The following is an 11749-nucleotide window of genomic DNA, read 5'->3' as shown; positions in this document are numbered from 1 at the left end:
CACGGTCTCGGTCCTGAGTGATTGCCGGTCTCCTTCGACCGACCGCGCACGGGCGGCCGGTCGTTCGCGGGAAAGATGCCATCAGTCGGGCGTGCCGTCACTGGAAATATCCAGGCTCTGCGTCAGCTCGACCAATTGAACGAACTCGCCGCGCAGACCGAACGGGTCCTCGCCTTTCGCCCCGCGCGCCAGACGGGCACTGTCGGCGAGACCGAACTCACCGGTGTAGCGGCCGCCACGCAGTTGCTGGGCGAAGGCCGCCACCGCGGCGGCGAAACGCAGGTCTTCGCTGGCACGCTCGATCGACGCGACCGGCTCCGGCCGCACTGGCACCTCCAGCAGCCGGCTGCTCGTCTCCCCCGGTGCCTTGTAGCGAATCCGCAGCAGCGCCAGCTCGTTCTTATCCAATGCGGGCTGTGGCTTCGACTGGTACCGCAGCGGTTCCAGCCAACCCTTGCCTCCTACCGGGACGATCTCGTAGAGCGCGGTGACCGTATGCCCGGCGCCGATCTCACCGGCATCCACCTTGTCGTTGCTGAAATCCTCCCGCTTGAGGGCACGGTTCTCGTAGCCCAGCAGGCGGTATTCACTGACCTGTGCCGGATTGAATTCCACCTGAATCTTCACGTCCTTCGCCACCACCGACAGGGTCGAACCGAGCTGGTCCACCAGCACCTTGCGCGCCTCGCGCAAATTGTCGATGTAGGCATAGTTACCGTCGCCGGCATCAGCCAACTGCTCCATCAGTTGTTCGTTGTAGTTATCGACGCCGAAGCCCAGGGTGGTCAGCGAAACCCCAGTCTTGCGCTTGTCCGCCGCCAGTTGCTTGAGGGTTTCGAAATCGCTGATGCCGACGTTGAAGTCGCCGTCGGTGGCCAGCAGGATGCGGTTTATCCCCTTCTCGATGAAGCCTTTGCTGGCCTGCTGATAGGCCAGTTGGATACCGGACTCCCCTGCCGTGGAGCCGCCGGCTGTGAGCGCCTCGATGGCCGCACGGATGCGGGCCTTCTCCGCACCGGAAGTCGGTTCCAGCACCACCCGCGACTCACCGGCATATACCACCAGCGATACCTTGTCCTGCGACCGTAATTGGTCGACCAGCAGTTTCAGGGTGCTCTGTACCAGGGGCAGCCCCTCGCGCCGGTCCATCGAACCGGAGACATCGACGAGAAACACCAGGTTGGCCGGCGGCAAGGCTTCCACCTGTGTATCCGAGGCCTTGATCGCTACACGCAGCAGGCGGCTTTCGGGATTCCACGGGGTCTGCGCCAGTTCGATACCGACGCCGAACGGGGTGTCCCCTTTCGGCAGCGGGTAGGCGTAGGGGAAGTAATTGACCATCTCCTCTAGGCGCACCGCATCCTTCGGCGGTAACTGGCCCTGGTTGAGGAAGCGCCGCACGTTGGCGTAGGCGCCGGTATCCACGTCGATGCTGAAGGTGGAGACCGGCGACTCGATCACTGCGTGAACCGGATTGTCGGCCAATGCCTGGTATTGCTCACGTGCCTCGTCGCGATATCCCGAGGGCAACGCATCGGCCAGCGGTGCCGGCATGAGCATCGGCTTCACCGCTGGGCTGGCGACATAGCCAGCGACACGCTCGCTCTTCTGTGCAACCACGCTTTCCCGCGCCATGTCGGCGAGGCTCGCCTCCGGTGCCGCCGGGGCGGCCGCATCGGCGGTGGTCTCGGATTGCGAAGCGCTGCAGGCAGCCAAGGCCAGCAGCAGGCCGGCGGAGAAACCTGCCAACAGCGGTTGGCGAAGGGCAAACAGATAACGGGACATGGGGCGCCTCCTGGGTGCGATGATCCATTCGCACCGGTAGACGAAGCGCTCGTCTCGATCGGGTTAACCGCTCTCGTAAAAACAGGCCCGCAAGGAGCCTGTCCCGATGAAAGCGATATCAGTATGTGCCGCCCACCTCCTGGCACAACTGCGTAGCCAGCAGCCCAAGGGTCATCAGCGCCCGTTCCGTCTCGCGGTTCCACGGCACGCCGCAGTTCAGGCGCACGCAGTGGTTGAACTGCTCGGTGTTGCTGAAGATCAGGCCGGGGGCGATGCTGATGCCCTGATGCAGGGCACGCACGTGCAAATCCTTGGTATTCACCCGTGCCGGCAGGCTGACCCAGAGAATGAAGCCGCCATTCGGCCGGGTGATTTGGGTACCTTCGGGGAAGTACTGCTGGATCGCCAGTTGGAAGGCGCTAAGGTTCTTGCGGTACTCCTGCCGGATGTAGCGCAGGTGGCGGTCATAGCCGCCATTCTCCAGATACGCCGCCACGCCCATCTGAGTGACGCTGCATGCCGAGTGGGTGGTGAAAGTCTGCAAGCGCTGGATCTCATCCTGGTATTTGCCGGCGATGACCCAGCCGATGCGCACGCCCGGCGACAACGTCTTGGAGAAGCTTGAGCAGTAAAGCACCCTGCCTTCGCGGTCATGGGCCTTGAGCGACTTGGTCGGCCCCTGCTCGAACATCAGCTCGCCGTAGATATCGTCCTCGATGATCTGGATGCCGAAATCACCCGCCAGCCGGAGCAGCTGCTTTTGCCGTGCTTCGGGGACGGTACCGCCGAGAGGATTGCTCAGCCGCGAGGTCAGCACCAATGCCTTGATCGGCCACTGGTTGGCCGCCAGTTGCAGGGCCTCCAGGCTGATCCCGGTAGTCGGGTCGCTGGGAATCTCGATCACCTTGAGCCCCAGCAGGTCGGCCAGTTGCAGCAGACCGTAGTATGTCGGCGACTCGGTGGCGATCAGGTCGCCCGGCCGGGTCAGGACCCGTAGCGACATCTGAATGGCATCGACACAGCCATGAGTGATGACCACTTCCGACGGATCGACCACCACGCCGGCATCACGCATGCGGATCGCCACTTGCCGACGCAACGGTTCGAAGCCGGGACTGAACATGTAGCTGAAGGCACGCGGACTATGGAAGCGGGTCACCTTGGCCAGTTGCTGATGGAGGGCCCGCACCGGCAGGTAATCGACATGCGGAACGGCGGCACCCAAGGGGAACACCCCCTCGCGGCGGGACTCGGTCAGTACCTGGTTGATGATGCTGGCACGGGTGACCAGGCTCGGCCGCTCCACCTTGGCGATATCCGGCGTCGGCGCCGTGAGCGCGGGGGTCTGGTGCACGTAGAAACCGGACTGCGGGCGGGCGCGGATCAGGCCCTGGTCCTCAAGGTTGGCGTAGGCCTGCAGGACGGTGGCGTGGCTGACGTTCAACTGAGAACTCATCTTGCGTACCGAGGGCACGCGTTCGCCGGGACGGTATACACCGCGGCGGATGTCATCGGCCAATTGCTGGGCGATGCGCTGATAGAGCAACAGATTGGTCATGGCGGCCGTCCTTCATTCCACTGAACCGAAACAGTATCCGAGCCCTCTTCAAGTGCACCGGAACAGTTACTCATTCTGGCCGATATAGATCCGCTTGGCTAGGGACTGTATTGGCCGCCGATCATCCCCTGCGTAGCCCCGTGCATGACGAAAAACCCCGGCATGCGCCGGGGTCTCGTTCGAAGCAATCAACCACTCAGCGGCTCGGGCCGAGCTGCCCCTTCTCATCGGAGAAAACGATCTCGACCCGGCGATTCTGCGCACGGCCCCGCGAGGATGCGTTCTCGGCCACCGGATACTGTTCGCCATAGCCTTCGACCTGGATGCGCTTGGCGTCGATCCCCAGGTCCGTCAGCACATCTGCCACCGTCTGGGCACGGGCGCGGGACAACTCCAGGTTCTCCTGTTTGTCGCCGCTGCTGTCGGTATAGCCTTCGATCCGCACGACGCGGCGAGGATTGAGCTGGAGGAACTGGACCAGCTTGAGCACGGTGCGGTTGGCCGATGCCTTGAGCTCGGCCCGCCCGGTATCGAACAGCACATCACCCAAGGTCATCACCAATCCGCGTTCGGTCTCGGTGGCGGCGAGGTTGACCATCTGCTCTTCCAGCCACTTGCCCTGTTGCTGCACGCTGAGCAGCTTGGCCTCGCGCAACGCCAGTTGCAGCCGCTCGCGCTCCAGCTCCAGCCGCGCTGCGCGTTCCTGATTCATGACCAACTCGCCGTGCTGGACGGCAATCTCACTGTAGCGCTGGCTGAGATACGCATAGTGGGCGACGTCTCCACCGCTACCCCAGTAACTGGAAAGCCGATCGGCACGCGCCAGGGACTCGCCCGCGCGGATCACGTCCTTCGGTGCGCTGCGCAGCACATCGGGATCTTCCTTGACCTTCTGGAACTTGATGCGTGCCTCCTCCAGCGCCTGCTCGCTGTTCGGCTGGCTCGCGCAGGCGGAAAGCAGGACCACGCCCAGGGCGGTAACGATGAACGAAACGGTCCGTTTCACTGCAGATCCCCCAACTGCTTGCGCAGGCGATTGATCCGCTGGTTCAGCTCGGCGAGCTGGTCCTGACTCTTCTTCGTCAGCACCAGGGCCTCGGCCAGGCGTGCGTCCAGCTCAGCCTGCTCGGCCAGCATGCGCGCTTCCTTGTAGGATTCATCGGCCATGGCTTCCTGAGCCTGCGCCAACCGCTCCTGCGCCAGCTTCAGCTCGGGTACCTCTTCGGTGGCACCGACCGCCCTGGCCTGGGCCACCGCCTGTTCGGTCAGGCGCAACTGTTCGTTCGGCGCCGGGTCGGCGGCGCAGCCCGCCAGGGCCAGCAGGGCGATGGCGGCGATTGGACGTCGATTGCTCACGAAAAGAGATTCCTACTGATTCGGGGCACTGGCCGGTTGCGTCTGTTGCTCCTTCCAGCGCTCCAGATTGCGCTGCAAGAGGGTGTCTGGCAGGCCGGCAGCGGACAATTCTGTCATCTTTTTCGCCAGTTGTCCGCGCAACCACGGCTCGTTGCAGGCCGAGTTGTGCGACAGCGTCAGGTAAAGGCCCTCGCTGGAAATCGGCGGTTCGAGGGTTTCGAGGTCTTCCTGCATGCCCAGGGTGGCAGCCAGGGCAGCGCCCGGATAGCGCTCGTAGACCACGTAGTCGGTGCGCCCCAGCAGGAGCTTCTGCAAGGCCTGGGTCAGGCTGGGCACTTCCTCGATGCTCAGGTTGGCCTTGGCGAAACTATCGAAGGCTTGGCCGAAACTGTTGTTTACCAGCGTGCCGCCGGTACGTCCGCGCAGATCGTCCCAGCCGTTGTATTCGAAGGCTTCGCCCTTGCGCACCCAGACCACGCTGGAGGTGGTGAAGAACGCCGGGTGCACGTAATCCATGACTTCCAACCGGGGGAGAGTGAGAAAGGCTCCGGCGATCAGATCGACCCGCCCGCTGCGCGCTTCGTTCTGAGCCCGCGACCAGGGGCCGGTGTAAAGCACGTCGATGGTCACGCCGAGCTGCTTGCCGATCTCCTTCAGCAGGTCGGCGTTGGCACCGATCAATTGCTGAGGGTTCTGCGGATCGCGCCAGAGATAAGGTGGGTATTCCGGATTGCCCGTCGCCACCAGATGCTCGCATTTACCCATCGCCAGCACGCCACTCGAGGACAGCAACAGACTCAGGAGAACCAACGTGGATCTAAGCGACTTGGGCATGAATGACTTCCAACATGAGCGATTAGGGCATTGTTCCACAGCTGGGCGGCCAAGGGTAAGGATGGCTGGCGCCCCCTCGAACCCGACATTTCGAATGGTAGATGAAGTCACGCCTCCGACAGAACACCGCCATGCCATATGTCACTGGTAGGATACGGAACCCGAGCGAATCCGCATTCACGACCGGCAAGGAGCCCCGATGAAGAAAGCCCTGTTCGCCTTCCTTTTCCTTCTGTCCGCAACGGCCGCCGTCCTCTACCTGCACCCGCCCCTGCTGATGGCTGGAGCTCAGTTCGTCGAGCGTCAGTTGGCCGGACTCACGCCCAGGCAGGTCCGTGTCGGCGATATCAGCGTCCACTATTACGAAGGCGGCCCGCAGGATGGCGAAACCATCCTGATGATCCATGGCTTCGGTGCCAACAAGGACAACTGGCTGCGCTTTTCCCGTTACTTCACCGAACGCTATCACGTCATCGCCCTGGACCTTCCCGGTTTCGGCGATAGTGACAAGCCGGAAGCCAGCTACGATGTCGGCACCCAGGTCGAGCGAGTCGCCAGCTTCGCCAAGGCGCTCGGCATCAGCCGCTTGCATCTGATCGGCAATTCCATGGGTGGACATATCGCCGCACTCTATGCAGCCCGCTATCCCGAGCAGGTCCTATCGGTTGCGCTCCTGGATAACGCCGGTGTCACCGCACCGGTGAAGAGCGAGCTGTTCGAACGCATCGAGCGTGGCGATGCCAACCCTCTGGTAGTGAAAACCCCGGAAGACTTCAATCGCCTCCTGGCCTTCGTCTTTGTCGAGCCACCACCGTTGCCGGAGCCACTGAAGCGCCATTTCGCCGAACAGGCCATCGCCAACAGCGCTCATTACGAGCGGATTTTCCAGCAATTGATCGAACGCTACATTCCTCTGGAGCCGGAGCTGCCCAAGGTCCAGGCCCCCACCCTGCTACTTTGGGGCGACAAGGATCGCGCCCTGCATGTTTCCAGCATCGATGTGATGAAACCGCTGCTGAAGCAGCCGAGCGTGGTGATCATGGAAAACTGCGGGCATGCGCCCATGATCGAACGCCCCGAGGAAACCGCCCGGCATTACCAAGCCTTCCTCGACAAAACCGACAACACAAAAGGCTAACGAATCGCCGGCAACAAAAAACCCGCTCGATGAGCGGGTTTTTCGTTTGGACAAAGCGGTTGGGGTTGGGTCAGACCAGCTTTTCCAACTCCGGAACGGCTTCGAACAGGTCAGCCACCAGGCCGTAATCCGCCACCTGGAAGATCGGGGCTTCTTCGTCCTTGTTGATGGCGACAATGACCTTGGAGTCTTTCATGCCTGCCAGATGCTGGATCGCGCCGGAGATACCGACGGCGATGTACAGCTGCGGCGCAACGATCTTGCCGGTCTGGCCGACCTGCATGTCGTTCGGCACGAAACCGGCGTCGACCGCGGCGCGGGAAGCGCCTACGGCAGCGCCCAGCTTGTCGGCCAGCGCGTACAGATGCTTGAAGTTCTCGCCGTTCTGCATGCCGCGGCCGCCGGAAACAACGATCTTGGCGGCAGTCAGCTCGGGACGGTCGGACTTGGCCAGCTCTTCGCCGACGAAAGCGGACTTGCCGGCATCGGCCGGACCGCTCACCGCTTCGACGGCAGCGGAACCGCCTTCGGCAGCAGCGGCATCGAAACCGGTGGTACGCACGGTGATCACCTTGACGGCAGCGGAAGACTGCACGGTGGCGATGGCGTTACCGGCATAGATCGGGCGCTTGAAGGTATCGGCGCTCTCGACAGCGATGATCTCGGAGATCTGATCGACGTCCAGTTGCGCGGCAACGCGCGGCAGGAAGTTCTTGCCGTTGGTGGTGGCAGCGGCCAGCACATGGCTGTAACCCTTGGCCAGCTCGGCAATCAGCGGAGCGACGTTTTCCGGCAGCTGGTGGGCATAGGCGGCGTTGTCGGCAACCAGAACCTTGGAGACGCCGGCAACCTTGGCGGCGGCTTCGGCGGCGGCGGAGCAACCACTGCCGGCGACCAAGACGTGGATGTCACCGCCGATCTTCTGTGCAGCGGTCACGACGTTCAGGGTGGCAGGCGCCAGAGCGGCGTTAGTGTGTTCAGCAACAACCAAGATAGTCATTTAGATTACCTTCGCCTCGTTCTTCAGTTTCTCGACCAGTTCAGCCACGGACTTGACCTTGATACCGGCGCTACGGGCAGCCGGTGCTTCGACTTTCAGGGTCTTGACGGTGGAAGCGGTGGAAACGCCCAGGGTATCCGGGGTGAGCACGTCCAGCGGCTTCTTCTTGGCCTTCATGATGTTCGGTAGAGACGCATAGCGCGGCTCGTTCAGACGCAGGTCGGTGGTAACGATCGCAGGTAGGTTGAGGGCCACGGTCTGCAGGCCGCCGTCGATCTCGCGGGTGACGTTGACCTTGTCGCCAGCCACTTCCACCTTGGAGGCGAAGGTGCCCTGCGGCATGCCGGTCAGCGCGCCAAGCATCTGGCCGGTCTGGTTGTTGTCGCTGTCGATGGCCTGCTTGCCCATGATCACCAGTTGCGGCTGTTCCTTCTCGACCACCGCCTTGAGCAGCTTGGCCACGGCGAGGGAGTTCAGCTCATCGTTGCATTCGACCAGGATCGCACGGTCGGCCCCCAGGGCCAGAGCGGTACGCAGCTGCTCTTGAGCGGCATTGGGGCCGATGGAGACGACGACGATTTCGCTGGCGACGCCTTTCTCTTTCAGGCGTACCGCCTCTTCCACGGCGATTTCGCAGAAGGGGTTCATCGACATCTTGACGTTGGCGAGATCAACGCCGGAGTTGTCCGCTTTGACGCGGACCTTGACGTTGTAGTCAACCACTCGTTTGACAGCTACAAGAACCTTCATGGATTCCTCGTTACTCTCCGGTGAATAAGAATGTCGCCAAGGCAAGCCTGGCCGGTGATGCAGGTCGGCCGGAACCGACTGTCAGCCTAGACGGCAAGCGCAAAACCGCCCGTATCTTGACCGTAACGCCCATTTGGGTCAATACAGCAAAATACCTCGTCATAAGCCTCGGAGCCTGATTCTATCAGGGCTCCGCGAAATTCAAACAAACGTTTGTATTGGACCCGACAAAGGGTGTAGATATAATGCCCCGCAGCTCAGGTCAGGCAATGATCATAGCCTTCCCCCTATAACATCAAGAGTGCCTCGAGTAGGAGATAGCCTGTGGAACGCGAATACATGGAATTCGACGTCGTCATCGTCGGCGCCGGCCCTGCCGGTCTGTCCGCCGCCTGCCGACTGAAGCAGAAGGCCGCCGAAGCTGGTCAGGAGATCAGCGTCTGTGTGGTCGAGAAGGGTTCCGAAGTCGGCGCCCACATTCTCTCCGGTGCCGTTTTCGAGCCACGAGCCCTGAATGAACTCTTCCCCGACTGGAAAGACCTCGGCGCCCCGCTGAACACACCGGTCAAGCGTGACGACATCTACCTGTTCAAGAGCGCCGAAACCGCCAGCAAGATTCCGAACTTCTTTGTGCCCAAGACCATGCACAACGAAGGCAACTACATCATCTCCTTGGGCAACCTGTGCCGCTGGCTGGCCCAGCAGGCCGAAGGCCTGGGTGTCGAGATCTACCCGGGCTTCGCAGCCCAGGAAGCCCTGATCGACGAAAACGGCGTGGTTCGCGGCATCATCACCGGCGATCTCGGCGTCGATCGCGAAGGCAACCCGAAGGAAGGCTACTACACTCCCGGCATGGAGCTGCGCGGCAAATATACCCTGTTCGCCGAAGGTTGCCGTGGCCATATCGGCAAGCAGTTGCTCAAGCGCTACAACCTGGCATCGGAAGCCGATGCCCAGCACTACGGCATCGGCATCAAGGAACTGTGGGAAGTCGACCCGGCCAAGCACGAGCAGGGCCTGGTGGTACACACCGCCGGCTGGCCGCTGGACGATGAGAACATGGGCGGATCCTTCCTTTATCACCTGGAAAATAATCAGGTGGTCGTGGGCCTGATCGTTGACCTGTCCTACAGCAACCCGCATCTGTCGCCGTTCGACGAGTTCCAGCGCTATAAGCACCACCCTGTCATCAAGCAGTACCTCGAAGGCGGCAAGCGCATCAGCTATGGGGCCCGCGCGATCTGCAAGGGCGGCCTGAACTCGCTGCCGAAGATGGTTTTCCCCGGTGGCGCGCTGATCGGCTGTGACCTGGGCACGCTGAACTTCGCCAAGATCAAAGGCAGCCATACGGCGATGAAATCCGGCATGCTCGCTGCCGAAGCCATCGCCGAAGCCCTGGCCGCCGGCCGTGAGGGCGGTGACGAGCTGACCAACTATGTCGATGCCTTCAAGGGCAGTTGGCTGTACGACGAGCTGTTCCGTAGCCGCAACTTCGGTCCGGCACTGCACAAGTACGGCGCACTGATGGGCGGGGCGTTCAACTTCATCGACCAGAACATCTTCGGCGGCAAGATCCCGGTCACGCTGCACGACACCAAGCCGGATTACGCTTGCCTGAAGCCGGCAGCAGAAGCGACCAAGATCGAATACCCGAAGCCGGACGGCAAGATCAGTTTCGACAAACTGTCCTCGGTGTTTCTCTCCAACACCAACCATGAAGAGGAACAGCCCTGCCACCTGAAGCTGACCGACCCGAGCATTCCGCTGAGCAAGAACCTGCCGCTGTACGACGAGCCGGCCCAGCGCTACTGTCCGGCCGGTGTCTACGAAGTGGTCACCCAGGAAAACGGCGAAAAGAAATTCCAGATCAACGCGCAGAACTGCGTGCACTGCAAGACCTGCGACATCAAAGACCCGGCCCAGAACATTACCTGGGTTGCGCCGGAAGGTACCGGCGGCCCGAACTACCCCAACATGTAAGAAACGAAAAGGCTCCTTCGGGAGCCTTTTTCATGTCCGGGGTTCACTCATCCTGCGGCCCGATGGGAAAAAACTGCCCCCCGCTCCAGACACCCAGCCAAGTGCGACCATCCATTTCCCGTGGCACGGCCAACTCCACTAACTGGTAAAACACATTCCGGTGGATCAGTGCCTCCAGATTGGCGCGAACATGCACGTACGGCGCAGGCTCCTGAGTCCCGGCATCCAGGGCGACCCGGATCGGGTGCTCGCTCCCCGCCTCCACTTCGTCCTCGACATTGGTGACGAAGCGCAACACCTGACGCTCCCCCTGCCCCTCGACGTCGACGCTCACGGCCACGAATGGCGCATCGTCCACCTTGATACCCACCTTCTCTACAGGCGTCACCAGAAAGTAGTCGTCGCCATCGCGCCGAATGATGGTGGAGAACAGGCGCACCATCGGCTTTCGCCCGATCGGCGTTCCCATGTAATACCAAGTGCCATCACGGGCGATCCGCATATCGATATCGCCGCAGAAATCGGGATTCCACAGATGTACCGGTGGCAAGCCTTTCTTTTCGGTCTTGGGAATCTGAGCGAGCAGGTCGCTCGCCTTGCCGGAATCGGACATGTTGGGTTCTCCTTAACGACTCAAGCCGAGCAAACTCCGGGCATAGTCACGCAACGGCGGGCCCAGCAGGTCTTCCGGCTTGGTGTCATAGAGCGTCAGTAAACCGCCGCGGCTGCGAATGCGCGCAGTATCCACCAGATAGCGGGTGTTGGTTTCCACTAGCATCAATTGGATCACCCCACGGTCGGTGCCGAGACGATCCAGGGCTTCTTGGTCTTCCCACTCCTCCCAGGTTCCGATACGGTCGTCGGCACCGGCGAACCGACAGTAGAGAAGGTAATGGGCACCTGCGGACCGCGCCTGCCCCATCGCCTCCTCCAACCCGACCGGCGCCTTCGCGCGGCGAATCATGGGGAAATACTCCACGAAACCGTTGAAGGCCTCTTCGGCCACGACGTTGGGGCGCGGATAGGCCTTGCCGGGCGGCACGAAATGGCCCTGCGCGATGTAGATGAAAGAGTCGGGCTGTAAGCGCAGATTGTTGACCCGGCGAGTCTCGCTATGATCGAGGAGTCCCGCATCACCCAAGTGATAACGGGTGCCCTCGGCAAGATCGCTGACGCTCATGCAACCCGCCAAGGCCGAAAAGACCAGCAATAGAATCAGACTTCGCATCGAACACTCCCTATGCCCGGCGACGGAAAACCGGCAGACAGACGCCAGATGCAGCATCCGCGCCATCAGAGCCCACACGGCCATGCGCACCGGCTCCAACCGTTGAGAGCCGGCAAGACC

Annotated in this window: 11 protein-coding genes; 2 read left to right on the top strand and 9 right to left on the bottom strand. The window is 61.8% G+C overall.

Features of this window, described 5'->3' with window-relative positions:
- Positions 1-81: 81 nt before the first annotated feature.
- The 5 genes from BZL41_RS16440 to BZL41_RS16420 form a co-directional block, all read right to left on the bottom strand.
- Positions 82-1785: a VWA domain-containing protein gene (locus tag BZL41_RS16440; RefSeq protein WP_095600303.1), complete on the bottom strand. Its 1704-nt coding sequence runs from the start codon at positions 1783-1785 to the stop codon at positions 82-84.
- 118 nt (positions 1786-1903) lie between these two features.
- Positions 1904-3343 (bottom strand): PLP-dependent aminotransferase family protein, encoded by a 1440-nt coding sequence (locus BZL41_RS16435; protein WP_095600302.1) that lies wholly within the window; start codon positions 3341-3343, stop codon positions 1904-1906.
- A gap of 196 nt (positions 3344-3539) precedes the next feature.
- A complete protein-coding gene (locus BZL41_RS16430) occupies positions 3540-4349 on the bottom strand; it encodes an OmpA family protein (protein WP_095600301.1) in 810 nt (269 codons plus the stop codon).
- Entirely contained in the window at positions 4346-4699 is a 354-nt protein-coding gene (locus BZL41_RS16425) for a DUF4398 domain-containing protein (protein WP_095600300.1), read from the bottom strand. Before BZL41_RS16425 ends, BZL41_RS16430 begins: the two co-directional genes overlap by 4 nt.
- 12 nt (positions 4700-4711) lie before the next feature.
- Entirely contained in the window at positions 4712-5533 is an 822-nt protein-coding gene (locus BZL41_RS16420) for an ABC transporter substrate-binding protein (protein ID WP_095600299.1), read from the bottom strand.
- Positions 5534-5732: 199 nt separating this feature from the next.
- Between BZL41_RS16420 and BZL41_RS16415 the strand changes: the two genes are divergently transcribed.
- Entirely contained in the window at positions 5733-6671 is a 939-nt protein-coding gene (locus tag BZL41_RS16415) for an alpha/beta fold hydrolase (RefSeq protein ID WP_095600298.1), read from the top strand.
- 70 nt (positions 6672-6741) lie between these two features.
- Here BZL41_RS16415 and BZL41_RS16410 read toward each other — a convergent pair whose 3' ends face one another.
- Both BZL41_RS16410 and BZL41_RS16405 read right to left on the bottom strand, forming a co-directional pair.
- The gene (locus BZL41_RS16410) at positions 6742-7671 is read right to left on the bottom strand and encodes an electron transfer flavoprotein subunit alpha/FixB family protein (RefSeq protein WP_095600297.1); all 930 of its coding nucleotides are present in this window, start codon (positions 7669-7671) and stop codon (positions 6742-6744) included.
- Positions 7672-8421, bottom strand: coding sequence for an electron transfer flavoprotein subunit beta/FixA family protein (locus BZL41_RS16405; RefSeq protein ID WP_095600296.1), 750 nt, complete (start codon positions 8419-8421; stop codon positions 7672-7674).
- 324 nt (positions 8422-8745) lie between these two features.
- On the opposite strand from BZL41_RS16405, the gene BZL41_RS16400 reads away from it, so the two are divergent.
- Positions 8746-10401 (top strand): electron transfer flavoprotein-ubiquinone oxidoreductase, encoded by a 1656-nt coding sequence (locus tag BZL41_RS16400; protein ID WP_095600295.1) that lies wholly within the window; start codon positions 8746-8748, stop codon positions 10399-10401.
- Between the two features lie 43 nt (positions 10402-10444).
- On the opposite strand, the gene BZL41_RS16395 is transcribed toward BZL41_RS16400, so the two are convergent.
- On the bottom strand, positions 10445-11014 hold the full coding sequence (locus BZL41_RS16395) for a DUF1285 domain-containing protein (RefSeq protein ID WP_095600294.1): 570 nt from the start codon (positions 11012-11014) through the stop codon (positions 10445-10447).
- A gap of 12 nt (positions 11015-11026) precedes the next feature.
- Entirely contained in the window at positions 11027-11686 is a 660-nt protein-coding gene (locus BZL41_RS16390; protein WP_256578175.1) for a DUF4823 domain-containing protein, read from the bottom strand.
- Positions 11687-11749: the final 63 nt, after the last annotated feature.

The sequence above is a fragment of the Pseudomonas sp. PIC25 genome, assembly GCF_002286785.1.
In the GTDB taxonomy this organism is placed as follows: domain Bacteria; phylum Pseudomonadota; class Gammaproteobacteria; order Pseudomonadales; family Pseudomonadaceae; genus Pseudomonas_M.
Note: the sequence above shows the minus strand (reverse complement) of the source record. Positions and strands in the feature narration are given on the sequence as shown.